The following is a 23,521-nucleotide window of genomic DNA, read 5'->3' on the forward strand; positions in this document are numbered from 1 at the left end:
AGGGAATCCCGGAGACCGGCGCGGGCCCCGGCCTGAGGGTGACGCGACGACGCAGGCCCGCCGCATCGGCGTGGCCCCGTAGAAGGCTGAGCACGTGGCGGCCGGACCCTCGTCCAGGCGCGCAGGAGCGCCGGCCGAGTTCGCTACAAAGCCCCCCATAGGCGACAATGGGAATTCCGCGCCCGTGAGGTGGTGGCGATGCCCGCTTGGCATCTGCGTGACTATCACGACGACGATCTCGACCAGGCCATTCAGATCTGGGACCAGAGCCGCCAGGCCGACGAGCACCGGGTGTTTCCGGTCTCCGAGGTGATGGCCGCGGCGAAGACGGGTCAGACGGCGGTGGTCGCGGTGGTCGGTGACCAACTGGTGGGCATGGCCGTGGCACAGGCTCACGACAAGCGGGGATGGATCCTGCTGGTGGCGCTCGCCTCACGATGGCGCGAGCGCGGGATCGGCAGCGCGCTCCTCACCGAGCTGGAACGGCGGCTGCGGGCACTGGGGGTACGCCACGTCAGCGCCCTGCTGCCTCCCGGTGCCGCCGGGACGAAGGCGCTGGAGAACTCCGGCTACCACTCCCGCGCCGACCTGACCTACTACGAGAAGCTGGAACCGCCCGGAGCCGCCAACGCCGACGTCCTCGCCGCGCTGGGCGGGCGCCTGCTGCCCGAGGGGCTCTGGGACGCCATGGCCGGCATGGAGCGGGAGAAGGAGATCGTCGAGCGCCGTGTCGTACTGCCGCTGACCGAGCCGGCGCTGGCGGAGCGCTACGGCGTCGCCCCGCCCAAGTCGATCATCCTGTTCGGGCCGCCCGGCACCGGAAAGACCAGTTTCGCCAAGGCAGTGGCCTCGCGGCTCGGCTGGCCGTTCGTGGAGCTCTTCCCCTCCCGGCTCGCGGCCGACACGAACGAGGGACTGGCCGTGGCGCTGCGGGAGGCCTTCGCGGACTTGGCGGAACTGGACTCCGTGCTGCTCTTCATCGACGAGGTCGAGGAGATCGCCGGTGTGCGCTCCGGGAAGGCGGTCGACCCCGGGCACGGGGTGACCAACGAACTGCTCAAGCTCATCCCCGTCTTCCGCGAGCACGACGCGCGGCTGCTGGCCTGTGCCACCAACTCGGTGCGCTCCCTGGACGCGGCGTTCCTGCGACCGGGCCGGTTCGACTACGTCATCCCCATCGGCCCGCCGAATCCCACCGCCCGCGCGGCGATCTGGGCCCGCTATCTCAGAGCCTCGGCCGACTCGGTGGATCTCGGCCGACTGGTCGAGGCCAGCGAGCTGTTCACCCCCGCCGACATCGAATTCGCCGCCCGCAAGGGCGCCCAGGCAGCCTTCGAATACGAGGTCACGCATCGCCAAGGGCGAGCGGCCACCACCGAGGACTACATGACCGCCATCGGTGACACCCGGCCGACCCTCACCCCGCACACGATCGAGGAGTTCACCGAGGACATCGACAAGTACAGCCGGCTCTGACCCGTGCCGGCCATGGGCGCAGGGCCGGGTCGGGGGCCACCACCGGGCCGGTCGGCACCATCGCCGACGCCGTCCTGGTGCGGGAGGCCTCGATCGTCACCGGCATGCGGATGCTCCTCGACCACGCCGGCCTCGTCGTCGAACCGTCGGCCGCGCTCGGTCTCGCGGCGGTCCTCGAAGCTCGTCGTCCACCGAGTCCTCTTCCGCGCACCACCAGTGGTCGACTCGGCGGCCCCATACGACTGTCGTTCACAGGGTCGGACGGTGCTTCCGGACAGCCTCCATGAGGTCCGCCATGGCGGACCGGGTCCCGTGGCCGTCCCTGTCGTCGATCGCCTCGAGGGCGGCGGCCGCGGCCTCGCGGATCTGGTGGGGGAGGCCGTCGGCGGCGGTCAGGCGGTAGGCGGCCTTGCGGCGCGCCACGCGTTCGGCTGCGTCCACCGCGTCGGGGCCGGACAGCGGGAAGACGGCGGCCCTGTACGCCGATATCCCGAGCACCATCATGTCCGCGACTCCGTCGGCGTATCCGTGCGCGGCGGCCTTGCCCTGGCCCTCCTGGACGGCCGTCATGATCCGGCGGCGGGACAGGACAGTGCCGACAGCACCGCCGCCCGCCAGGGAAAGGGCACAGGTGACGGCGAGGAAGGGGCCGTCCCATGCGTAGCCGGTGAATCCTCCGAGGACCGCCAGTGCGACCGTCCAGGCGGCCGCTGTCCGGGCGCTGATCTGCTCGGGTGTGGTGTCCATGACGACAGTGTCCCAAGCGGGTGCCTCGGGGACCCGCGCCGGGTCGGGCCACGGCCCGGTCGCGAACCCGCCGCCCAGTCGCCGAGCCACCGCCCGGCCCAGAGCCACGGAGCCACCGCCGGACTCAGAACCACACCCCCGTCACGGAGCCGCGGCCCGGTTCAGAGTCGCGGCCCGGGCGCGGAGCCGCGGTCGTGGGGCTCCGCCGTTCGCCGGGCCGCCTCGCGGTCAGCCCTCCGCGCGGGCGGGCAGCTTCCAGCCCGGGCGGGGGAAGTGGCAGGTGTAGCCGTCCGGGTAGCGCTCCAGGTAGTCCTGGTGCTCGGGCTCGGCCTCCCAGAAGGGGCCGACCGGCTCCACCTCGGTGACCACCTTGCCCGGCCACAGGCCGGAGGCGTCCACGTCCGCGATGGTGTCCTCGGCGATCCGCTTCTGCTCGTCGTCCACGTAGTAGATCGCCGACCGGTAGCTGAGGCCGATGTCGTTGCCCTGGCGGTTCCTGGTGCTCGGGTCGTGGATCTGGAAGAAGAACTCCAGGAGAGCGCGGTAGTCCGTCTTCTCGGGGTCGAAAAGGATCTCGATGGCCTCCGCGTGCGTGCCGTGGTTGCGGTACGTCGCGTTCGGCACGTCGCCCCCGGTGTAACCCACCCGGGTCGCCGTCACGCCCGGGAGCCGGCGGATCAGGTCCTGCATCCCCCAGAAACATCCGCCCGCCAGCACGGCCCGCTGCGTCTGCGCAGTCATCGCGGCCCCTCCAATACTCGTCGGCCCATACTCTCGGCCGGGTGACTCGGGCTTCTCGGCCCGCACACCGTCGTCTTCCGGTGCCACCCCCCTCAACGCGTGGGGGCCTCCGGCGATTCCACGCGCCGTGCCTGTCCAGCCGGGCGCTGCCCGGGTCAGGGGGGCGGCTGCGGGTCCGCCGCCGGGGCCGGAGACCCCGGACCGGACAACGTCGCCGGCCTTCCGGGGCGGATATTCGGTTGCCGCGGCCCGCCCCCGCGGGCTGAATGGCCTACATGGCCGACATCCATGGCTCCTACGACGAGCTGTTCACCGCCGTGCCCACCGCCCTCGCCGCGCTGCTCGACGACGGCGACGTGGGAGGTGCCGTGTCCGTCTTCGTGGACGGGGAGCCGGTGGTGGACGTGTGGGGCGGGTTCGCCGACGCCGGGCGGGGCCGGGCCTGGGAGCGGGACACGATCGTCAACGTGTTCTCCGTGACCAAGACGATGACCGCGCTGTGCGCGCTCGTCCTGATCGACCGGGGCGGCCTGGACCCGGACGCGCCGGTCGCGCGGTACTGGCCCGAGTTCGCCGCGGCCGGCAAGCAGAACGTGCTGGTGCGGCATCTGCTGTCGCACACCGCCGGGCTGCCCGACTGGGAGGGGCCGGTCGAGGAGCTGTACGACTGGGCGACCGCCACGGGCCGGCTCGCCGGGCAGGCCCCGCAGTGGGAGCCGGGGACCGCGGCCGGGTACCACTCGCTCACCCAGGGCTTTCTGGTCGGTGAGGTGCTGCGCCGGATCACCGGGCTGAGCGTGGGCGAGTATTTCGCCGCGGAGGTGGCCGGGCCGCTGGGCGCGGACTTCCACATCGGCCTCGGCCCCGAGGACGACCGGCGGGTGGCGCCGACCGTGCCGCCGCCGGGCAAGGACGAGGAGTACACGGCCGCCGCGCCGGGCCGGGACGCGGCCCCCACCCGTGCCACCGCCCTCCGGGTCCGGGACGGCAACAGCCTCGCCTGGCGCCGCGCGCAGATCCCCGCGGCGAGCGGCTACGGCAATTCCCGCTCGGTCGCCCTCGTCCAGTCGCTGCTGGCCTGCGGCGGAACCGTCGGCGGGGTACGGGTGCTGTCCCCCGAGGGGTGTGAGCGGGCGCGGCAGGTGCAGTTCGAGGGCGAGGACCGCGTCCTCGGCATGCCGGCCCGCTACGGCCTCGGCTACGGCCTCTTCGGCAGCGCCCTCGGCTGGGGCGGCTGGGGCGGCGCGCTCGTCTGGGTCGACCCCGACGAGCGGCTGGCGATGGCGTACGTGACGAACCAGATGCGCGAGCCCGCCGCCGACAACCGGGGCATCGAGCTGGTCATGGCCGCCCAGGACGGGATCAAGGGACTGCGGGCCTGAGCGGCACGGAGACCGAGGAGAAGGAGGAGAGGTAATGAACGGTGGGGTCTTCCTCATCGGTGGGGGCTGGGACGCGCCCGAGGTGTACAGGCCGTTCCTGCGGGCCGTGGGTGAGGGCCGCCGGGTCGGATGCGTGATCGTCGACGAGGGGGACGGCGAGAAGCAGTTCGAGCGGTACGCGGAGGCGTTGCGGAGCGCGGGGGCCGGAGCGGGTGTGCCGGTGCCGTTGCTGGTGCCGCTCGGCGAGCGGTTCGAGCCGGACGACCTGCTGAAGAACGCCTCGTCGGCGGACGGCGTGCACGGGCTGCTGGTGTGCGGTGGGCTCACGCCCGCGTACCAGGACGCGTTCGCGGCGGATGCCGAGCGGCTGACCGGGCTGCTCGCCGAGCGCGGCATCCCGTACGCCGGGTTCTCCGCCGGTGCCGCGCTCGCCGCGCGGCGGGCCGTGGTCGGCGGCTGGCTGACGGACGGTGTCCCGGTCTGCCCGCCGGACACCTCCGAGGACCTGGAAGAGGTCGAGGTCCGGCCGGGCCTCGGTCTGGTCCCCTTCGCGGTGGACGTGCACGCGGCCCAGTGGGGCACGCTGGGGCGGCTGGTCGCGGCCGTGGCCCGCGGGTCGGTGCCGTACGGCGTGGCGGTCGACGAGAACACCGTGCTGGAGGTGGCGGACGGGCGGGGCCGGGTCGGCGGCCGCGGGCGCGTCCATGTCGTACGGCCGGCGGACGACGGCGACGCGGGTACCGGCGACGCGGGTACCGGTGGCGGGGCGGGTGCGGTCGTACGGTCGTACGCGCCCGGCGAGTCCGTCCCGGTGGGTCAGCCGCCGCTGCCGTAGGGGCGGGTGAGGATCTCCAGGCGGTGGCCGTCGGGGTCGTCGAAGTAGGCGCCGCGGCCGCCGTCGTTGGTGTTGATCTCGCCGGGACGGCTGTGGGACGGGTCGGCCCAGTAGCTGAGGCCGGCCTCCCGGACCCGGGTGAAGATCTCGTCGAAGTCGTCCTCGGAGACCAGGAAGGCGTAGTGCTGCGGCGGGATCCTCCCGGGGGTGTCCAGGTAGTCGAGGGTGACGCCGTTCGGCAGTGCGACCGGGACGAACGGGCCGTATTCCGGGCTCACCTGTAGGCCGAGGATGTCGGCGAGGAACCTGGCCGACGCGTGCTTGTCGTGTGCGGCGACGATGGTGTGGTTCAGATTCACGGTCATCGTGGGACCTCCTCCCGTCCAACGTAACCCCGGCACCAGCCAAGGTAAGGCCGGCCTTGGCTGGTGCTCGTCGGAGTCAGGCGACCGCCGGCCTTCCTGGCCGGCGGTCCCTGTCCGCCCTGCCCGGCGGCCCCTGTCCGCCGTGTCCGCCCGGCAGACGCGAGTGACTCAGATCGTCGCCGTGTCGATCACGAAGCGGTAGTGGACGTCGCTGCGCACGACCCGGTCGTACGCCTCGTTGATCTGGTCGGCGCTGATGAGCTCGATCTCGGCGCCCAGGCGGTGCTCGGCGCAGAAGTCGAGCATCTCCTGGGTCTCCGGGATACCACCGATGTTGGAGCTGCTCAGCACGCGGCGGTGGCCGAAGACGGAGGAGAGGAGGACGCGGACCGGCTCCTCCGGGATGCCGACGTTCACCATCGCGCCGTCGGTGCGCAGCAGCGACAGGTAGGCGTCGAAGTCGAGCGGCGCCGACACCGTGTTGAGGATGATGTCGAAGGTGCCCTTGAGGTCCTGGAAGGTCTGCGGGTCGCTGGTCGCGTGGTAGTGCGTCGCGCCCAGCTTCAGGCCGTCGTCCTTCTTGCGGAGCGTCTGGGACAGGACGGTGACCTCCGCGCCCAGGGCGGCGGCGATCTTCACGCCCATGTGGCCCAGACCGCCGAGACCGACGACCGCGACCTTCTTGCCGGGACCGGCGTTCCAGTGCTTCAGCGGGGAGTAGGTGGTGACGCCGGCGCACAGGAGGGGGGCGGCGACGTCGAGGGGAAGGCCGTCCGGGATGCGGACGACGTAGTTCTCGTCGACGACGATCTTCTGCGCGTAGCCGCCGTAGGTGGGCTGCCCGTCCTTGCCGACGGCGTTGTACGTCCAGGTCGGGCCGCCGCCGGTGCAGTACTGCTGGAGACCGGCCTTGCAGTTGTCGCACACGCGGCAGGAGTCGACCATGCAGCCGACGCCCACCCGGTCCCCCACCGCGTACTTCGTGACACCCGGGCCGACCTCCGAGACGACGCCGGCGATCTCGTGACCGGGCACCATCGGGAAGATCGCCGTACCCCAGCCCTCGCGGGCCTGGTGGATGTCGGAGTGACAGATACCGGCGAACTCGATGTCGATGAGGACGTCGAACTCGCCGACCGCGCGCCGCTCGATCGTGGTCCGCTCCAGCGGGGCCTTCGCGGCGGGCGCGGCATAAGCAGCAACAGTGGTCATGAGGGGGGTTCTCCTAAGGATGTCCTTCGCGCCCGGCTGCCTTCTTCCGTCCCGGGCGCCTTTCCAGACTCCCCCACGCTACGTCCGCCACCCAGCCCCCGCCTCTGCGTACGTCTGCCGTGCCTACCACTGGCGGGGTCAGGTTCCGGTGCGTACGACCGTGAATACTGGAGGTATGGAAGACCGGCCCCTGCCCCCCGCCTCCCCCTCCGCGCCGCTGGACCGGCGTGCCGAGCTCAGCGAGTTCCTGCGCACCCGGCGGGCCCGGCTGCGCCCCTCGGACGTGGGGCTGCCGGACTTCGGGCGGCACCGCAGGGTGCCGGGGCTGCGGCGCGAGGAGCTGGCGCAGCTGGCCGGGGTGTCGGTGGCGTACTACACGCGCCTGGAGCAGGGCAACGGGCAGAACGTGTCGGCGGAGGTGCTGGACTCGATCGCCCGCGCACTGCGGCTCACCGACGCGGAGCACGCGCATCTCACGCATCTCGCCAAGGGCAAGCAGCACAAGAAGAAGGCGTCGGCGCGACCCCAGCAGGTGCGGGCGTCGCTGGGGCAGCTGCTGGACTCGATGGAGAGCGTGCCGGCGTACATCGTGGGGCGGCGCTCGGAGATCCTGGCGTGGAACCGGATGGCGGCGGCGGTCTTCGGCGACTGGGCGGAGCTGCCGGCGGCGGAGCGCAACTGGGCGCGGCTGACGTTTCTGCGGCCCGACTACCGCGAGCTGTTCGTGGAGTGGGAGCAGAAGGCGATCGACATCGTGTGCCAGCTGCGGATGGACGCGGGCTGCTATCCCGACGACACCCGGCTGTCCGCGCTGGTCGGCGAGCTCTCGGTCAAGAGCGAGGAGTTCCGCCGGCTGTGGGCGACCCACGACGTCAAGGAGAAGTCGTACGGGGTGAAGCGGATGCAGCACCCGCTGGTGGGTGAGCTGTTCCTGCACTACGAGTCGTTCCGCATGGCCGGTGACCTGGACCAGGCCCTGGTCACGTACCACGCGGAGCCGGGGTCGGCGTCGGCCGAGGCGCTGCGCCTGCTGGCCAGCTGGGGCACGGACGCCAGCCGGGTCACCCCGGCGCCCTGAGCACGGGCATGGAGAACGGCCCGCCGGAAGCCGCGCTTCCGGCGGGCCGCTCGCTGGGTGCTACTCAGCGGCTACGGCTCACTTGGCGTAGTACGCGTTGTAGATGGAGATCGTCGACTTGTTGCCCTTCTTGTCGGCGATCTTGGCGTGGAACGAGATGGCCTTGCCCTTGGCCGGGTTCTTGACGGTGATCTTGCCGTGGCTCACCGTCAGCTTCTTCCAGGTCTGGCCGTAGTCGTAGGACACGTAGACCGTGAGGGACTTGAGGTTGCGGCCCGCGGCCGCGCCCTCGACGGTGACCGGGAAGGTGACGGTCTTGCCCGCCTCGACGCGGCTGTCCAGGCCGGTCTGGGCGCCGAAGTGGACAGTGGAGGCCGGGAGCTGGGCCAGCGGGCTGCCGCTGCCGGGCTTCTTCGAGTGGAAGGTCCAGCTCGCGTCGATCCGGGTGGAGGCGGCGGCGACCTTGACCGAGCGGATGACCGAGGTGGTCAGCTTGTACTCGGCGTCACCGGACGGCACCGTGAACACGCCGTCGCCGAAGAGCGGGTCCTGGTTGGAGCCCACCTTGGTGCCGTTGCGGTACAGGGTGGTGTTCACCGAGAGGAAGGCGGAGGACCCGGGGTGCTTGGCGCTGTCGGAGAACAGCGGAACCACGCCGAAGATCTGGTTGTCGGTCCGGAACAGACCGTACTGGCTGCTCAGGTGCGGACCGAAGACGGCCGTGTTGAAGGTGTTCCGGTAGGACTGGCCGGCCTTGTACGCCTTCCCGGCGTCCACCGTGTAGAAGGCGTCGGCGATCGGCAGGCCCTGGGCGTCGTGGCCGCTGTACTGGGTGACGTCGAAGGCCCACTGGGCGCCGTCGGCGGTGGAGAGGTGGAAGGTGCGGGTGCCGGGCAGCTTCTGCTCCACCGCGTCGCCCATGACGAGGTCGTCGCCGACGATGCCCCACGGGGCGACCGAGCCGGTCTTGTGGGAGGCCGAGGCGCCCACGGAGTTCTTGACCGTGGCGAGCTCGCTCGCCTTGAAGTGCCGGACCTTGTCGCCCTGGAGCTTCTTGACCTGGGCGCTGGTGGCGACGTCGTACTCCTCGTCGGCGCCCTTGGTGAACTGGCCGCTCCAGGTCTGGGTCAGACCGCTCGCGACCTCGCCGCCCAGCGGTGCGACCCGGATCTTGTCGAAGGTGTCGAAGCCGATGCCGAACCCGATGCCGGCCGGCTCGTACATGTAGTCGACGGTCGCCGAGTGCGGGGTGGCCTGGGCGTCCGGCACGGTGATGTCGGCGGACTTGGTGGTGCGGGCGTCGACGGTGAGCGTGAGGTCCTTGGTGACGCTCAGCTTCGGGTTGACCAGCCAGTCGATGCCGCCGTCGAAGGTGGTGAAGTCCTTGGCGATCCAGGCGTCGAGCAGGTACGTGCCCTTCGGCACCCGGAATGTGGCGGTCCCGGTGTCGGAGACCGGCACGACGTAGTCGCGGCCGTTGCCGAGGCCCGAGTAGCCCGTCAGGTCGGTGCTGTAGACACCGGTCGGGTTGCCGTCGCGTCCGATGTGCTTGACGGTGACGCTGTACGACTGCACCTCACGCTGGACCGCGGCCGCCGTGCGCACGCTCTGGCCGCCGCCGGTCGCCGTCACGTACGCCGAGTAGGCGCCGTCGAGGGTGCCACCCAGCTTGGTGTTGACGGTGAGGTCGACGGTGGCCTTGCCGCCCGCCGGGACGGTCACCTTGGTCGCGCCCAGCGTGAAGAAGCCGGCCGGGGCCGCCGCGCCCTTGGGGTCGGTGGCCGTCGCCGCGAGGCTGAGGGTGACGTCCTTGGTGCCGAGGTTGCGGTAGGTCAGCTGCTTGGTGACCGGGGTGTCGTCGGTGTGCGGCCACTGCTGCACACCGAAGTTCACCGACGACGGGTCGGCGATGACGGTCTGCTTGATGGCCTTGTCGACGGCGATCCGGCCCGTACCCTGCTCGAACGGCGTGTACTTGCCGCCCTTCGCGGATCCGGTCAGGGCCGCCTTCAGCTCCTGGAAGCCCCAGTCGGGGTGTTCCTGCTTGAGGATGGCGGCGGCGCCCGCGACATGCGGGGTGGCCATCGAGGTACCGGAGATGGTCAGGTAGCCGGGCGGGTTCTCGCCGACCTCCTGGTCGATGACGCTGCCCTTGGCCGCGGCCGCGGTGATGTCGACGCCGGGCGCGGTGACGTCCGGCTTGATGGAGCCGTCGGCGGCGGGACCGGTGGAGGAGAAGTCGGCCAGCTTGTCGTTGCCGTCGACGGCGCCGACGGTGAGCGCGTCGGCCGCGCTGCCCGGCGAACCGATCGACTCGGGGCCCTCGTTGCCCGCGGCGATCGCGAACAGGATGCCCTTCTGCTCGGAGAGCTTGTTGACCTCCGCTTCCAGCGGGTCGATCTCCGGGGTGTCGTACCCGCCGAGGCTGAGGTTGACGACGGAGGCGCCCTCGGCCGCCGCCCACTCCATGCCGGCGAGGATGCCGGAGTCGTCACCGGAGCCGGTGTCGTCCAGGACCTTGCCGTTGAGGATCTTCGCGCCGGGCGCGACACCCGTGTACTTGCCGTGCGACTTGGCGCCGGTACCGGCCGCGATGGACGCGACGTGCGTGCCGTGGCCGAAGTGGTCCGAGGCGTCGGCGGCCGAGGTGAAGTTCTTGGACGCGATCACCTGGTCCTTGAGGTCCGGGTGGGTCGTGTCCACACCGGTGTCCAGGACGGCGATCTTCACGCCCTTGCCGTTGTAACCGGCGGCCCACGCCGTGGGGGCGCCGATCTGCGGCACGGACTTGTCCAGGCTGGCCTTGCGGACGCCGTCGAGCCAGACGTGCGCGATACCGGAGGCCGCCTTGTCCCCGTTGGTGACGGCGTCCCACAGCTCCGGCGTGTCCTTGACCGGGGTCTGCACGGCGTCCGCGTTCAGCGCCTTCAGGCTGTGCCGCAGGGTGCCCGCGTCCCGGACGTCGGCCTTGGTCGCGGTGGCGGCACCGCTGTAGCCGACGATGACCTTCAGGCCGTTCTGCTGCGCCCTGCGGGTCGCGGCCTTGTTCAACTCGGTGACGTCGAAGAGCCGTTGGTCCAGCTTGCCGGAGGCCACCAGCTGGACGGCGTCACCCGGGACGACGAGGGTGTGCCCGCCGACCTTGCTGATCCGGAAGGGTATGTGCTGGCGTCCCCTGGCCCGTTCCAGGCCGACGACGCGCCCCTTGGCGTCGAGGGCGACCCGGTCACCGGTGATCAGGGTGACGTGGTGCTTGGCGGCGAGCGACGCGGCGGCCGCGGCCGTGGCGGCGCGCGGTTCCGGCTTCGCCGAGGCCGGGCTGGTCATGCCCGCGGCGAGCGCGACGGCCGCCGCCGTGGCCACCGTGGCCGCGGCGGCTCTTTTCACTTGTCTGCGCAAGACTCCCCCTGGGAGACGGTGTCCCGGGTGAATTCCCCGTTCACCCGGCCGGGGAAAGCCTCGTACGCACATGCGTCAACCCCCCGGAACACGGAGTATGCCGGGGGGTGATCAGCAGGCTCAATAGATGAGAGACCGGTGAGAGGAGTACGTGAGAACTGTTACCCGCCGGGGCGAACACCGTTACACAACCGCGCGGTCGCACGGGCCGCCGCGGTGTTATGCGCCCGCGTTCTCCTTGACGGTGATCTTGCCCTTGCGGATGGTCGCGAGGCGCGGGGCCTTCTTCGCGATCGCGGAGTCGTGGGTGACCATGATGAAGGTCAGCCCGTGCTCCTTCCACATGCGGTCCAGTACGTCCATGATCTCGTCGCGCATGCCCTCGTCGAGGTTGCCGGTGGGCTCGTCGGCGAGCAGCACCTTGGGCTGCTTGACCAGGGCCCGGGCGATGGCGACGCGCTGCTGCTGGCCGCCGGACATCTCGCCGGGCAGATGGCCGAGGCGCTCCCCGAGACCGACCGACGTCAGGGCCTCGGCGGCGCGTTCACGCCGTTCCTTGGTCTTGACGCCGAGCGGGACGAGGGCGGTCTCGACGTTCTCCTGCGCGGTGAGCGTCGGGATCAGGTTGAACGACTGGAAGACGAAGCCGATGCCGGCGCTGCGGACCGACGTGAGCTTCGCCTCGGAGAGCTTGGCCAGGTCGGTACCGTCGAGGACGACCTCGCCGGAGGTCGGACGGTCCAGTCCGCCCAGCATCTGTAGCAGCGTGGACTTGCCGCCGCCGGTGGGGCCCTGGATGACCAGGCGGTCGCCGTCGGCGATGGTGAGGTCGACCCCGTCGAGGGCCCGGACGATGTCCTTGCCGCGTGCGTAGAGCTTGGTGACGTTTCTGAGTTCGTACATGGTGGCTCCTGGGAGGGGTTCGTGGTGGGGCGGTGCGTTGTCGACTGCGGGTGGGTGGGGGCTGGTCGCGCCCACCCGGCGGAGCCGCACATCGACTCAGCCCCGCGCCCCTTACGGGGCGCTGCTGTCGCGTCAGTTGCATGGCTGCGGGCAGGCGTGCCGCAGGGGCGATGGGGGTCCCCCCGCGCGAGCGAAGCCGAGCGTGGGGGAGGGTGGGCGCAGCGGCACCCCGCAAGCGCGGGCGAGCGACACCCCCGCCCCAGCCACAGCCGACGTCGGCTACTCGACCCGCCGCAGCGCGTCCGCGGGCCGCAACCTCGACGCGCGCCAGCCGCCGAACGCGCCCGCGATCAGGCCGCCGGCCACCGCAAGGCCCACCGCCAGGACGATCGTCGTGACGCTGACCGGGGCCGTGAGGGCGACCTCCAGGGTCTTGGCGGCCTGCCGGCCGGGACCGCCGCCGAAGCCGCCGCCACCACCGCCGAACCCGCCACCACCGGTGCCGCCACCACCGGTGCCGCCACCACCGCCACCGCCGCTGCCGAGGGACGCCTCCAGCGTGGGGCTGATCGAGGTGACGACGTACGCGCCGGCCAGGCCGAGCGCGATACCGAGCGCACCGCCGACCAGACCGTTGACCATGGCCTCGCCGATGACCTGCCGGGTGACCCGGCCGGACTTCCAGCCCAGCGCCTTCAGCGTGCCGAACTCACGGACGCGGCGGGAGACCGCCGAGGAGGTGAGCAGGCCGGCGACCAGGAACGCCGCCACGAGCACCGCGATGGACAGCCACTTGCCGACGTTGGTGGCGAGCGAGGACGCCGTGGACAGCGAGCCGGAGACCGTGTCCGCGAGGTCGGCGGAGGTGGTGACCGTGGTGCCCGAGACGTTGCTCTGGATGGTCTTCTTCACCGAGGAGATCTGCTTGGAGTCGGTCGCCTTGACGTAGATCGTGGTGACCTTGTTCTTCTCGTCGGCGAGCGTCTGCGCCTGCTTCAGCGGCATGTACAGGTTGGCCGCCGCGTCACCGCTGTCGGCCGTCGCGATGCCGATGATCGTGAACTTGACCTTGTTGATGGTGACGGTCGAACCGACCTTGTACTTCTTCTGCTTGGCGTACGCCGAGTCGGCGACCAGCACCTTGGCGTCCGTCTCGGTGGTCTTGAAGGTACGGCCGCTGGTGATCTTCGACGAGGTCAGCGGGCCGATCCCGGTCTGGGTGACGTCGGTGCCGTAGACCGTGTACGAGTTGACGTCGAAGTTGGCACCGCCGCCCTTGACCTCACCCTGCGGCTGGCCTTCGCCACCGCCGCCGAAGCCGCCGCCGTTGCCGTTGCCGCCGGAGCCCTGGTTCTGCTGGAACTGCCCCCGGGTGAACTGGCCGCTGATCTTGACCACGTTGAGGTTCAGCCCGCCGACCGCGGTCGCGACGCCCTTCTGGTCGCCGACCTTGGTGACCGTGGTGGAGGCGAGGGTGGTGAAGCCCTGGACCATGACGCGGTCACTGCTCTGCGTGCTCGACGAGCCGTTGTTCTGGGCGTCGAAGTTGAAGCGGGGCCGCTGGGAGGCGCTCGTGGACGCCGACGCGGCCTTGGTGACCGTCATGTCCGTACCCAGGCCGTACAGCGACTGGAGGACCTTGTCCTGCGCCTTCCCCATGCCGTTGGACACGGAGTTGACCACGATGACCAGTGCGATGCCCAGCGCGAGGCCGGAGGCGACGACGAGAGCCGCCTTTCTGCGGCGGCGCAGTTCGCGCCTCAGGTAGGTGAAGAACATGACCGCACGGTAGGGACGCACCGTGATGGCTCGATAAGGCCTAAATAAGAGATGCATGAGAAGGCTGTACGCAGGCCAGGAACAGCCCCGCACCGGGCTGTCAGCGCCGTCCGCCACGCGGACACCCGGCCGGGCTCCGGCAGCCGACGCTCCGTCACCTCAGCGGGCGTCGGACCGGTTGACCGGACGCGGAAGGCGGCCGTCCCCGGGGGGCGGCCGCCTTCCGTGTGGCGTGCGGACGGTGCGCGGTGGCTCAGACGGCCGAACCGGCCTTCCACTCGGCCCAGCTCATGTTCCAGCCGTTGAGGCCGTTGTCGGGGGCCACGGTCTTGTCGCCGGTGTGGGAGACGACCACGACATCGCCGACGATCGAGTGCGTGTACATCCAGTAGGCCGGCGTGGTGGTGTCGTTGGCGCCCTTGGTGTCGGACAGGCCCACACAGCCGTGGCTGGTGTTCACGGAACCGAAGACGGACTTGGCGCCCCAGTAGTTGCCGTGCAGGAAGGTGCCGGAGTTGGTGAGGCGGATGGCGTGCGGGACGTCCTTGATGTCGTACTCGGCCTTGCCGTCGTTGTCGGTGAAGCCGACGGTGGTGCCGTTCATACGCGTCTGCTTGTACTTCTCGGACATCACCATGATGCCTTCGTACGTGGTGTGCTCCGGCGAACCGGCCGAGATCGGGATGGTCTTGACGGTCTTGCCGTCCTCGGTGACCTTCATCTCCTTGGTCTTGGCGTCGACGTAGGAGATCTGGTTGCGCCCGATGTGGAAGGTGACCGTCTTCTGCTGGACGCCGTAGACCCCGGAGGCGCCCTCGACACCGTCGAGCGCGAGCTTCAGCGTGACGGTGGAGTTCTCCTTCCAGTAGGTCTCGGGACGGCAGTCCATGCGCTGGGTGGAGAACCAGTGGCAGGCGACCTCCTGGCCGCTGCTGGAGGTGACCGTGACGCCCTTCTGGACGGCGGCCTTGTCGGTGATCTGCTTGTCGAAGTTGATCGACACGGGCATGCCGACGCCGACGGTCGAGCCGTCCTCGGGGGTGAAGGTGCCTATGAAGCTGTTGGCCGGGGAGACCGTGGTGAAGGTCGCGTTCTCATGCGCGACCAGACCGGCGGAGTCCTTGGCCTCGGCGGCCACCTTGTAGGTGGTGGACCGCTCCAGCTGGGCGTTGGGCTTCCAGCTCGTCTTGTCCGCGGACAGGGTGCCGGGGACCGCCGTGCCGTCGGCGGTGGTCATCGTCACGCCGGTGAGGGAGCCCTTGCTGACGGTGACGGCGGCGGAGTTGTTGATGGACGCGTTGTCCGAGCCGTCCTTGGGCGTGATCGTGATGTCGGCCTGGGACGACTTCTTGGCCGCCGCCGCGTCCGCCTGGGACTGCGAGCTCTCACCGCTGCCGGACGACTTGTCGTCGCTGCCGGAACACGCCGTGAGCACCAGTACACCGCCGAGCAGTGCGGACGCGGCCATCAGGCCCTTGCGCCGCTTACTGTCCGTCATCACACGCTTCTCCATCGTTGCCGAGTCCGCGAACACACCGAGAGTCCCCCGTCAAGAAACCTCAACGCCGCGGCCGTGCCGTCCCGTTCCACATTCTTCGGATCTGTGGGACACACCACGTCCGCAGGGGCGGCCGGCGCGGAAGGGGCCGGGCCGCGCACCCCCTGAGACGACGAGACCCCGGACGGCGGTTGCCGCCCGGGGTCACCGGTTCCCCGGATCGCTCAGCCGATGCCGTCCTCGTCGTCGCCCTCGTCATCATCCTCGTCGAGATCCCAGTCCGGCGAATCCGGATCATAGGAAATCCGCTCGCTGGACCAGGAGGCCTGCTGGAGCTCGACCCCGGGCACCCCGCTGACCAGGTCGAACGGGTCGACGAGATAGGCGAGCGCCTCGGCGGTGTCTTCCGTCACAGCGGTCTCGGCCCGCGTCCGCTCCTCGCCGGGCAGCTCGGGATCCTCGGCGATCCGCCGCAGCGCGGTCTGGGTGATCTCGTCGTCGTCCTCCACCTCGAGGACCAGCTCCACCCGAAGCCGTACAAAACGTGATGTCTCTGGAGTGCTCATGGCGGGAGCGTACGGCCGAAACGTCCCGTGACTTTCCCGTGACCCTCGATTTTCACTAACATCGGCCCACACGGCCAATTCGCCAGCGTCACAAGGGGATCGATATTCCGTGTCATCCGCTCGCCGCCCGTTGCTGACCGCCACCGCCGCAGGCACGCTCCTGTGCGCACTGTGGTTCGTCCCGTCCGCCCACGCCTCCCAGGACGCCCCGGCGAGAACCGGCACGTCGGAGAGTGCGGCGAGTACGGCGACCCGTGTCACGCAGCAGGCCAGAGCGCTGTCCGAGGCCACCTCGGAGGCCGCCGGCGACGCCACCCAACTCGCCGACACCGGCAGCCCGGACACCACGCCCTACGTCATCGGCGGCACCCTTTTCCTCGCGGTCGGCGCCGGCTTCGTGGTCTACTCCGTGCGCCGGGAACGGCTGGAATTTTAGGCGCCTTGGCCCCCTTGACCGGAGAGCCGACCAACGACCCACGAGCACGACAGGCACCGGCACCGGCACCCGCCAAGAGGGGCCCAGGAGAGAAACCAAGGGGCGCGGGGCTGTGTCGATATGCGGCTGCCGCCGCGCGGGCGCGACCAGCCCCCACGCGCCCGCGGCCGAGCTAGCGCAGCGCCCCCGTCACCTTCTCCGCCGCCGCCACGACTCCCCCGCCCCGCACGAACTCCTCCGCCGCGGCGAGGTCGGGAGCCAAGTACCGGTCCGGCCCGGGCCCCTGCACCCCCGCGGCGCGCACCGCATCGATCACGGCCCGGGACGCCGGCGCCGGCGCCAGCCCCTCCCGCAGCTCGATCGCCCGGGTCGCCGCGTACAGCTCGACGGCGATGACCCGCGCCAGATTCCCCACCGCCGTCCGCAGTTTGCGCGCGGCCGACCACCCCATCGACACGTGGTCCTCCTGCATCGCCGAGGACGGGATCGAGTCGGCCGACGCCGGAACGGCAAGCCGCTTCAGCTCGCTGACCAGCGCCGCCTGCGTGTACTGGGCGATCATCAGGCCGGAGTCGACACCCGCGTCGTCCGCCAGGAACGGCGGGAGCCCGTGGCTGCGGTTCTTGTCCAGCAGCCGGTCCGTCCGCCGCTCGGCGATGGACCCGAGGTCGGCCACCGCGATGGCGAGGAAGTCCAGGACGTAGGCGACCGGCGCCCCGTGGAAGTTGCCGTTGGACTCGACCCTCCCGTCGGACAGCACCACCGGGTTGTCGACGGCCGACGCCAGCTCCCGCTCGGCGACCAGCCGCGCATGCGCGAGCGTGTCCCGCCCGGCGCCGGCGACCTGCGGAGCACACCGCACCGAGTACGCGTCCTGGACGCGCGGCGCGTCGTCCTGGTGATGCCCGGTCAGCTGGGAGCCCTGGAGCACCGCGAGCATGTTGGCGGCGCTGTCGCCCTGCCCCGGATGCGGCCGGATGGCGTGCAGCTCGGGCGCGAGGACCTTGTCCGTGCCGAGCAGCGCCTCAAGGCTCAACGCGGCCGTGACGTCGGCGGACTTGTACAGCATGTCCAGGTCGGCGAGGGCCATGACCAGCATGCCCAGCATGCCGTCGGTGCCGTTGAGGAGCGCGAGCCCCTCCTTCTCGCGCAGTTCGACGGGGGCGATCCCGTGCTCGGCGAGCAGCTCACCGGCGGGCCGCACGACCCCGTCGGGGCCCTCGGCCTCGCCCTCCCCCATGAGCGTGAGGGCGCAGTGCGACAGCGGGGCCAGGTCCCCGGAGCAGCCCAGGGAGCCGTACTCGTGCACGACCGGGGTGATGCCGGCGTTGAGCACGTCGGCCATGGTCCGGGCGACCTCGGGACGCACACCGGTGTGTCCGGAGCAGACGGTCTTCAGCCGCAGGAACATCAGGGCCCGTACGACCTCCCGCTCCACCCGCGGCCCCATTCCGGCCGCGTGCGAGCGGACGATGTTGCGCTGCAACTGCGCCCGCAGCTCCTGGCTGATGTGCCGGGTCGCCAGGGCGCCGAAGCCGGTGCTGACGCCGTAGACCGGCTCCGGTTTGGCCGCCAGCGCGTCCACGATCTCGCGGGCCGCCGCGAGGGCCGCGACCGCCTCCGCGGACAGTTCGATCCGGGCGCCGCCGCGCGCCACGGCGAGAACGTCGGACGCGGTGACACCGGACGTCCCCACCACCACAGTGTGCATATCCATATTCAGGAGCGTACGCATTGAATGCGGCCGCTGTCACTACTGGGGCACCGGGTTGCCCCTTACTTGTACGTCACAGCCCGAGTGTCACAGCCCCCGGCGCCCACGGAAGCTCCGCCGCTCGGCCCGCTCCGGCGGCGGCGCGTCCGCCAGCCGTACGACCGGGTCGTCCGGACCCTCCCGCCCCGCCACCACCGGCCGCCGCGCGCGCAGCGCCTTGGCCCGGTACTGGGCCGCGTCGGCGAGCCGGAACAGCCGGCGCCCCGAGCGCACCGGCCCGATCGGGTCCGCGGTCGAGGCAACCCCGCACGCGACCCCCTCCCCCAGCTCCAACTCCCCGGCCCGGCGGCAGAGTTCGTCGGCCGCCCGGACCACGTCGTCGGCCGCCGGGCCGAGGGCCAGCAGACAGAACTCGTCCCCGCCGAGCCGCGCGGCGAGCGCGCCCGGGAGCATCGCCCCGCACAGCGACAGCACCGAGCCGAACCGTTCGAGAAGGCGGTCCCCGACGGCGTGCCCGCAGGTGTCGTTCACCTTCTTCAGCCCGTTGAGGTCGCAGACGACGAGACTGACCACGGACCCGTCCACGCGGTGCCGCTCGATCGCCTCGTCGAGGCGCACGTCGACGGCCCGGCGGTTGGCGAGCCCGGTCAGCGCGTCGGTGTACGCGAGCCGGCGCGCCTCCTCAAGACGTTCGGTCTGCGCGATCCCGGCGGCGACGACGGAGGCGAGGACGGTGGCGAAGTCGGCGTCGGCCCGGCCGAAGACAGGGGCGTGGGCGGCGCGGGCCACATACAACTCGCCCCAGGCCCTGCCGTGCAGCACGATCGGGGCGACCAGGCAGCAGCCGCGGCCCCGGCGGCGCAGGGCGGCGACGCGCTGGTGCGAGTAACCGGGGCGGCCGGCGGCGGGACCCTCGGCCGTCTCGACCCAGGCGTTGGGGCCCCCGCCGCCCGCCCAGCGTTCGTGGAGGAACTCGGCGATCTCCGGGAACTGGTGCACCGGATAGGCCTCGGTCTCCGGGAACTCCTCCTCGTCCGGGGCACGCTCGCCGACGTTCACGAGGACCCGGAGCCGGCCGAGCTCGCGCTCCCAGACGGAGAGCGCGGCGAAACTGCCGTCCAGCGCGCGGCAGGCACCGGCCGCGGCGGCGTGCCAGCACTCACGTGGGGTGTGTGCCGCGGCCATGCCCTGGGCCAGCGCCACGACGGCGGCGAGCCGGTTGTCCTCACCCATCACTCCAGGTTAGGGACGATTTACCTTATTCGGGGCATTGGTGCGGCGAACAGGTGCGGCGACGACCTGTTTCGTCGCCGACCGCGGCCCGGTGGGAGCTGGTCGCGCCCACGCGGCGGAGCCGCACATCGACTCAGCCCCGCGCCCCTGGACCTGGCTGCGGGCAGTCGTGCCGCTGGGGCGGCACGGGTGGGCGCAGCGGCACCCGGCAAGCGCCGGCAAGCGTCCCACCCCCGGCCCCCACTCCCCCGCGCTCACTCCCCCGGCCAGTCCGGCCGGCGCTTCTCGTTGAACGCCGCCACCCCCTCCGCCCGGTCCCCCGAGAACGCCACCGTCCGCCATGCCGCGTCCTCGACCTCCAGTCCCGTCCGCAGATCCAGCCCGTGCCCCAGCCGCAGCGCCCGCTTCGCCGCCCGCAGCCCCACCGGCGAGTTCGCCGCCATCCGCGCGGCCAGCGCCAGCGCCGCCTCCCGGTCCTGCCCCGCCGCCACCAGTTCGTCGACCAGGCCCAGTTCACGCGCTTCCGGCGCCTCCACCCGCCGCGCCGAGAAGACCAGCTCGGCCGCTCTGGCGGCCCCCACCCGGCGCGGCAGCAGCTGTGTGCCGCCACCGCCGGGAATCACGCCCACCGACACCTCCGGCAGGCCCACCACGGCCGTGTCGTCGGCCACGATCACATCGCAGGACAGGGCCAGTTCGAACCCCCCGCCGAGCGCGTAGCCGTGCACGGCGGCGATCGTCGGCATCGGCAGCTCCAGCACACCGGTGTACGCCCCGCGCGACAGCGGCCGCGACCGGAGCAGCTCCGCGTCGGTCATCGCGTTGCGCTCCTTCAGGTCGGCGCCGACGCAGAACGCCCGCTCGTGCGACGAGGTCACCACCACCACGCGCGCGTCCCGGTCACCGCCGAGCGCGGCGCACGCGGCGACGATCGAGCGGGCCATCGCCATCGACACCGCGTTCATCGCCTTGGGCCGGTCCAGCACGAGCTCCGCGACGTGCCCGTGCCGCCGCACCAGCACGAACTCCCCGTACCGCTCCTCGCTCATGTCAGTCACCCTCCGCTCGACCCGCCTACGAGTTAACGCCTGTTAACTCCTCGATCATCGCAGCGGGACGGCCCGAGGGAAAGAGGCACCGACCGGTCCTGACACCCCCGTTCGAGTGACATCCCGGGAGACTCCCGGCGCACGCCCCAGGGAAACGCATAACGTGCGCTCGCCACGGCACATCGGGGGCGCGCGGCCGGAAGGGAACCGGGGAGGGAACGTCATGACAGGATCGTCGGCCGCCGGCCGCCGGGGACGGCACCGCAAGCCCCGGCCCCGCAAGCTGCTGTTCGCCGCCGGAGGGCTCGCGCTCGCCGCCGGGGCGCTCAGCCTCGTACAGCTGACTCCGGACGGCGGTGGAGCAGGCGCGCCCGGCACCGCGGAGGCGGAGCCCCACCTCGACCCGACCGCGGACGCCACGGACCGTTCGGCCCACGCGACCGACACCGTCGGTACGGTCCTCAGGGCGACGCCCTCGGCGGCCACCGTCATGGGCGGCGAGAGCCCGGCACCGACGGCCACCGCCGCCCGTACGGCGTCCACCTCGCCGTCCTCACCGTCCGCCCGGCCCACCGCACCGTCCGGCCCCGGCACGGTCCCGACCACCATCCCGACGACCCCGACCCGCCCGACGGAGACTTCGCCGCCACCGCGAACGGCCCCCGCACCGACGCCCACCCCGACCCCGGCACCGGGCGCGCATCAGCCGGGCAGCGGGGTCTGCCTGCCGGTCGTCGGACTGTGTGTGGGCCCGCCGGCCGCTAAGGCTCCCCGTCCCGGCGGGTGAGCAGCCAGGGCTCCACGACACCCAGGCCACGCACCGGCCGCTGCCACATCGGCTGGAGCGCGAAGCGGTACGTCGGGGGCTCCTCGCCCTCCTTCTCGGCGGTCGCCGCCGCCTCCGCGGCGGCCGCCTCCGAGGCCGGTGCCTCGCCCACCCGGATCAGCTCCTCCGCGAACGCGCTGTCGACGAGCACGGCGTCGCGCGGGGCTATCGACGTGAGGCGGGAGGCGAGGTTCACGGTCGTACCGAAGACATCGCCCATTCGGGTGGTGACCGTGCCGAAGGCCATGCCGACCCGCAGCTCCGGCATCGTCTCGTCGTTCGCCATGGTCTCGACCAGGCGCAGCGCGATGTCGGCGGCGGTACCGGCGTCGTCGGCGACGTACAGGACCTCGTCGCCGAGGGTCTTGATGAGCCGGCCGCCGCGGGCCGCCACCAGGTCGGCGGCGGTGGTCTCGAAGGCCTCGACCAGCTCGCCGAGTTCCTCCTCCTCCATCCGCCGGGTCAGCCGGGTGAACCCGACGAGGTCGGCGAAGCCGACGGCGAGGCGGCGGTCGACCATCTCCTCGTCGTCGGTGGCCTGCACGACCCGGCCGGCCGAGGCGGCGAGCTGGCGGCGCCAGACGTAGACGAGGAACTCCTCCAGCTCGGGCAGGAGCAGCTCGACGATCGGGTACGTGACCTCGGTGCGGGTCATCCCCGGCTCGGGCGGCTCGGTCAGGCCCTCCAGGAAGGAATCCATCTGCCACTCGGCCAGACGGGCGGTGGTCTGCCCCGTCGACCGCGCCACCTGCACGGCCATGGCCTCGCTGAGCAGCCCCGCCTCGACGAGGCCGGCGAGCCGGCGCAGGGCCAGCACGTCGGCCTCCGTCAGCGCCCTGGCCTGCCCGATGTCGGCGAAGCCCATGGCACGCCAGAACCGCGACGCCAACTCCATGGAGACGCCGGCGCTGCGGGCCGCCTGGAACGGGGTGTAGCGGCGCTCGGCCCCGAGGATCAGGCCTTCCAGACGCAGCGCGAGGGGGTCCTCGCCGGAGTCGGCGGCGTCCGCGCCCGCGCCGGAGCCGGTGTCGTCGACGGTCACGCCTGCTGCCCTTCCGATCTACCGCGGTCGCATACCGACCGGCCTCAACTCTACGGCAGCTGTGCGGTAGCTCACTTCGTGAGGTGGGCCGACCTCAGCAGTGCGGGGCGATCAGGGGGCCGGGGCGTGGGCGGGCGTCCACCTGGGGGCCGCCGCCCCCAGACCCCCACGTACCAGGTCCGTCCCCGACCGCGGGCCGGTGGGGGCTGCTCGCGCAGTTCCCCGCGCCCCTTCAGGGCGCCTCAGCCGCGGGCAGTCGTGCCGCTGGGGCGGCACGGGTGGGCGCGGGCGGCACCCTGCCAGCGCCGGTAAGCGTCCCCAACCCCGCGGCCCCAGGCCCACCGCACCCGCACGCCCTCTCACGCAGGGCGCAGATGGACGATGTCCCCCGCCCCCACCGGCTCCTGGACCCCCTCCTTCGTGGCGATCACCAGTCTCCCGTCGCCGTCGATCGCCACCGCCTCACCGACCAGCGAGCGGTCCCCGGGCAGTTCCGCCCGCACCGACCGCCCCAGCGTCGCGCACCCGGCCGCGTACGCCTCCTGGAGGCCGCTCTCGCCCGGATCGCCGCCCGCCGCGCGCCAGCGCCCGTACCAGTCCTCCAGGGACCGCAGAACCGCCCTCAGCAGGGTCTCCCGGTCCGTGCTGACGGCTCCGGCCAGCGCCAGCGACCCGGCCTGCGGCACCGGGAGCTCCGCCGCACGGAGCGTGACGTTGATGCCGACGCCGACCACCACCCCGTCCTCGCCGGCCCGCTCCGCGAGAATGCCCCCGGCCTTGCGCTCCTCGTCACCGACGGTGACAAGGAGGTCGTTCGGCCACTTGAGCGCCGTGTCGACGCCCGCCGAACGCGCCAGCCCCGTCGCCACCGCCACCCCCGCGAGCAGCGGCAGCCAGCCCCACCGGGCCACCGGTACCTCGGCCGGCTTCAGCAGCACCGAGAAGAACAGCCCCGAGCGCGCCGGCGCCGTCCACTGCCGGTCCAGCCGGCCCCGCCCCGCCGTCTGCTCCTCGGCGACCAGCACCGCGCCCTCGTCGGCGTCCCCCGCGACGGCCCGCGCCACGAGGTCGGAATTGGTGGAGCCGGCGCGCCCCACGACCTCGATGTCGCAGTACAGGCCCCCGTGGCCGCCGTCCCGCACCAGGGCCCTGCGCAACCCCGCCCCGTTCAGCGGTGGACGGTCCAGGTCGGACCAACGATTGTTGTTCTCATCTGCTGCATCTCGCGGCGTCATGCAAG

20 protein-coding genes and 1 pseudogene are annotated in these 23,521 nt (G+C 71.9%); 7 read left to right on the forward strand and 14 right to left on the reverse strand.

Translation table 11 applies throughout. From position 1 onward, the window contains the following. The first annotated feature begins 189 nt into the window (after window positions 1–189). Both AB0P24_RS14595 and AB0P24_RS14600 read left to right on the forward strand, forming a co-directional pair. A complete protein-coding gene (locus AB0P24_RS14595) occupies window positions 190–1,476 on the forward strand; it encodes a bifunctional GNAT family N-acetyltransferase/ATP-binding protein (protein ID WP_365793778.1) in 1,287 nt (428 codons plus the stop codon). 65 nt (window positions 1,477–1,541) lie between these two features. Further along, a pseudogene (locus tag AB0P24_RS14600) lies at window positions 1,542–1,661 on the forward strand (threonine dehydratase); the annotation flags it as partial. 64 nt (window positions 1,662–1,725) lie between these two features. Here the strand turns inward: AB0P24_RS14600 and AB0P24_RS14605 are convergent. Then, window positions 1,726–2,223 carry a hypothetical protein gene (locus tag AB0P24_RS14605; protein WP_365793780.1) on the reverse strand — a complete coding sequence of 166 codons (498 nt, stop codon included), beginning with the start codon at window positions 2,221–2,223 and terminating at the stop codon, window positions 1,726–1,728. Between the two features lie 228 nt (window positions 2,224–2,451). After that, window positions 2,452–2,964 carry a peptide-methionine (S)-S-oxide reductase MsrA gene (gene msrA, locus AB0P24_RS14610; protein ID WP_234535239.1) on the reverse strand — a complete coding sequence of 171 codons (513 nt, stop codon included), beginning with the start codon at window positions 2,962–2,964 and terminating at the stop codon, window positions 2,452–2,454. A 275-nt stretch (window positions 2,965–3,239) separates the two neighbouring features. Here msrA and AB0P24_RS14615 point away from each other — a divergent pair, with 275 nt between their 5' ends. Together AB0P24_RS14615 and AB0P24_RS14620 are read left to right on the forward strand one after the other, a co-directional pair. After that, window positions 3,240–4,346, forward strand: coding sequence for a serine hydrolase domain-containing protein (locus AB0P24_RS14615; RefSeq protein WP_365793782.1), 1,107 nt, complete (start codon window positions 3,240–3,242; stop codon window positions 4,344–4,346). Between the two features lie 34 nt (window positions 4,347–4,380). Beyond that, complete coding sequence (locus AB0P24_RS14620) at window positions 4,381–5,181, forward strand: hypothetical protein (RefSeq protein ID WP_365793784.1); 801 nt, start codon at window positions 4,381–4,383, stop codon at window positions 5,179–5,181. Here AB0P24_RS14620 and AB0P24_RS14625 read toward each other — a convergent pair. Both AB0P24_RS14625 and AB0P24_RS14630 read right to left on the reverse strand, forming a co-directional pair. Further along, window positions 5,163–5,546 carry a VOC family protein gene (locus tag AB0P24_RS14625; protein ID WP_365793786.1) on the reverse strand — a complete coding sequence of 128 codons (384 nt, stop codon included), beginning with the start codon at window positions 5,544–5,546 and terminating at the stop codon, window positions 5,163–5,165. The genes AB0P24_RS14620 and AB0P24_RS14625 overlap by 19 nt on opposite strands. Window positions 5,547–5,714: 168 nt before the next feature. Next, entirely contained in the window at window positions 5,715–6,758 is a 1,044-nt protein-coding gene (locus AB0P24_RS14630; RefSeq protein ID WP_365793788.1) for an NAD(P)-dependent alcohol dehydrogenase, read from the reverse strand. A 175-nt stretch (window positions 6,759–6,933) separates the two neighbouring features. Here AB0P24_RS14630 and AB0P24_RS14635 point away from each other — a divergent pair, with 175 nt between their 5' ends. Further along, window positions 6,934–7,836, forward strand: coding sequence for a helix-turn-helix transcriptional regulator (locus AB0P24_RS14635; protein WP_365793790.1), 903 nt, complete (start codon window positions 6,934–6,936; stop codon window positions 7,834–7,836). A 78-nt stretch (window positions 7,837–7,914) separates the two neighbouring features. Here AB0P24_RS14635 and AB0P24_RS14640 read toward each other — a convergent pair whose 3' ends face one another. From AB0P24_RS14640 to AB0P24_RS14660, 5 genes are all read right to left on the reverse strand, one after another. Then, a complete protein-coding gene (locus AB0P24_RS14640; protein WP_365793792.1) occupies window positions 7,915–11,223 on the reverse strand; it encodes a S8 family peptidase in 3,309 nt (1,102 codons plus the stop codon). A 231-nt stretch (window positions 11,224–11,454) separates the two neighbouring features. Then, window positions 11,455–12,138 (reverse strand): ABC transporter ATP-binding protein, encoded by a 684-nt coding sequence (locus AB0P24_RS14645; RefSeq protein WP_365793794.1) that lies wholly within the window; start codon window positions 12,136–12,138, stop codon window positions 11,455–11,457. A gap of 279 nt (window positions 12,139–12,417) precedes the next feature. After that, window positions 12,418–13,917 carry an ABC transporter permease gene (locus AB0P24_RS14650; RefSeq protein ID WP_365793796.1) on the reverse strand — a complete coding sequence of 500 codons (1,500 nt, stop codon included), beginning with the start codon at window positions 13,915–13,917 and terminating at the stop codon, window positions 12,418–12,420. 253 nt (window positions 13,918–14,170) lie between these two features. Next, on the reverse strand, window positions 14,171–15,430 hold the full coding sequence (locus AB0P24_RS14655; protein ID WP_365793798.1) for an Ig-like domain-containing protein: 1,260 nt from the start codon (window positions 15,428–15,430) through the stop codon (window positions 14,171–14,173). A 209-nt stretch (window positions 15,431–15,639) separates the two neighbouring features. Then, the gene (locus tag AB0P24_RS14660; RefSeq protein WP_365793800.1) at window positions 15,640–15,981 is read right to left on the reverse strand and encodes a hypothetical protein; all 342 of its coding nucleotides are present in this window, start codon (window positions 15,979–15,981) and stop codon (window positions 15,640–15,642) included. 109 nt (window positions 15,982–16,090) lie between these two features. Between AB0P24_RS14660 and AB0P24_RS14665 the strand changes: the two genes are divergently transcribed. Then, on the forward strand, window positions 16,091–16,417 hold the full coding sequence (locus AB0P24_RS14665) for a hypothetical protein (RefSeq protein WP_365793802.1): 327 nt from the start codon (window positions 16,091–16,093) through the stop codon (window positions 16,415–16,417). Window positions 16,418–16,589: 172 nt separating this feature from the next. On the opposite strand, the gene hutH is transcribed toward AB0P24_RS14665, so the two are convergent. From hutH to AB0P24_RS14680, 3 genes are all read right to left on the reverse strand, one after another. Then, window positions 16,590–18,128, reverse strand: a complete 1,539-nt coding sequence (gene hutH / locus AB0P24_RS14670; protein WP_365794016.1) for a histidine ammonia-lyase — start codon at window positions 18,126–18,128, stop codon at window positions 16,590–16,592. A gap of 90 nt (window positions 18,129–18,218) precedes the next feature. Beyond that, entirely contained in the window at window positions 18,219–19,364 is a 1,146-nt protein-coding gene (locus AB0P24_RS14675) for a sensor domain-containing diguanylate cyclase (protein WP_365793804.1), read from the reverse strand. 254 nt (window positions 19,365–19,618) lie between these two features. Beyond that, a complete protein-coding gene (locus AB0P24_RS14680; RefSeq protein WP_365793806.1) occupies window positions 19,619–20,413 on the reverse strand; it encodes an enoyl-CoA hydratase-related protein in 795 nt (264 codons plus the stop codon). A 223-nt stretch (window positions 20,414–20,636) separates the two neighbouring features. Here AB0P24_RS14680 and AB0P24_RS14685 point away from each other — a divergent pair, with 223 nt between their 5' ends. Then, a complete protein-coding gene (locus tag AB0P24_RS14685; protein ID WP_365793808.1) occupies window positions 20,637–21,200 on the forward strand; it encodes a hypothetical protein in 564 nt (187 codons plus the stop codon). Here the strand turns inward: AB0P24_RS14685 and AB0P24_RS14690 are convergent. Both AB0P24_RS14690 and AB0P24_RS14695 read right to left on the reverse strand, forming a co-directional pair. Further along, entirely contained in the window at window positions 21,175–22,281 is a 1,107-nt protein-coding gene (locus AB0P24_RS14690; protein ID WP_181802452.1) for an adenylate/guanylate cyclase domain-containing protein, read from the reverse strand. The genes AB0P24_RS14685 and AB0P24_RS14690 overlap by 26 nt on opposite strands. A 359-nt stretch (window positions 22,282–22,640) precedes the next feature. After that, a complete protein-coding gene (locus tag AB0P24_RS14695) occupies window positions 22,641–23,516 on the reverse strand; it encodes a biotin--[acetyl-CoA-carboxylase] ligase (RefSeq protein WP_365793810.1) in 876 nt (291 codons plus the stop codon). Window positions 23,517–23,521: the final 5 nt, after the last annotated feature.

Source organism: Streptomyces sp. NPDC086519, from assembly GCF_040686075.1.
Classification (GTDB): Bacteria; Actinomycetota; Actinomycetes; order Streptomycetales; family Streptomycetaceae; genus Streptomyces; species Streptomyces shenzhenensis.

Bases quoted from the DNA above. Each gene is read 5' to 3' on its own strand.
- AB0P24_RS14605 (WP_365793780.1), bottom strand. From the start codon at position 2,223: ATGGACACCACACCCGAGCAGATCAGCGCCCGGACAGCGGCCGCCTGG.
- msrA (WP_234535239.1), bottom strand. From the start codon at position 2,964: ATGACTGCGCAGACGCAGCGGGCCGTGCTGGCGGGCGGATGTTTCTGG.
- AB0P24_RS14615 (WP_365793782.1), top strand. From the start codon at position 3,240: ATGGCCGACATCCATGGCTCCTACGACGAGCTGTTCACCGCCGTGCCC.
- AB0P24_RS14620 (WP_365793784.1), top strand. From the start codon at position 4,381: ATGAACGGTGGGGTCTTCCTCATCGGTGGGGGCTGGGACGCGCCCGAG.
- AB0P24_RS14625 (WP_365793786.1), bottom strand. From the start codon at position 5,546: ATGACCGTGAATCTGAACCACACCATCGTCGCCGCACACGACAAGCAC.
- AB0P24_RS14630 (WP_365793788.1), bottom strand. From the start codon at position 6,758: ATGACCACTGTTGCTGCTTATGCCGCGCCCGCCGCGAAGGCCCCGCTG.
- AB0P24_RS14635 (WP_365793790.1), top strand. From the start codon at position 6,934: ATGGAAGACCGGCCCCTGCCCCCCGCCTCCCCCTCCGCGCCGCTGGAC.
- AB0P24_RS14645 (WP_365793794.1), bottom strand. From the start codon at position 12,138: ATGTACGAACTCAGAAACGTCACCAAGCTCTACGCACGCGGCAAGGAC.
- AB0P24_RS14650 (WP_365793796.1), bottom strand. From the start codon at position 13,917: ATGTTCTTCACCTACCTGAGGCGCGAACTGCGCCGCCGCAGAAAGGCG.
- AB0P24_RS14655 (WP_365793798.1), bottom strand. From the start codon at position 15,430: ATGGAGAAGCGTGTGATGACGGACAGTAAGCGGCGCAAGGGCCTGATG.
- AB0P24_RS14660 (WP_365793800.1), bottom strand. From the start codon at position 15,981: ATGAGCACTCCAGAGACATCACGTTTTGTACGGCTTCGGGTGGAGCTG.
- hutH (WP_365794016.1), bottom strand. From the start codon at position 18,128: ATGCACACTGTGGTGGTGGGGACGTCCGGTGTCACCGCGTCCGACGTT.
- AB0P24_RS14675 (WP_365793804.1), bottom strand. From the start codon at position 19,364: ATGGGTGAGGACAACCGGCTCGCCGCCGTCGTGGCGCTGGCCCAGGGC.
- AB0P24_RS14680 (WP_365793806.1), bottom strand. From the start codon at position 20,413: ATGAGCGAGGAGCGGTACGGGGAGTTCGTGCTGGTGCGGCGGCACGGG.
- AB0P24_RS14685 (WP_365793808.1), top strand. From the start codon at position 20,637: ATGACAGGATCGTCGGCCGCCGGCCGCCGGGGACGGCACCGCAAGCCC.
- AB0P24_RS14695 (WP_365793810.1), bottom strand. From the start codon at position 23,516: ATGACGCCGCGAGATGCAGCAGATGAGAACAACAATCGTTGGTCCGAC.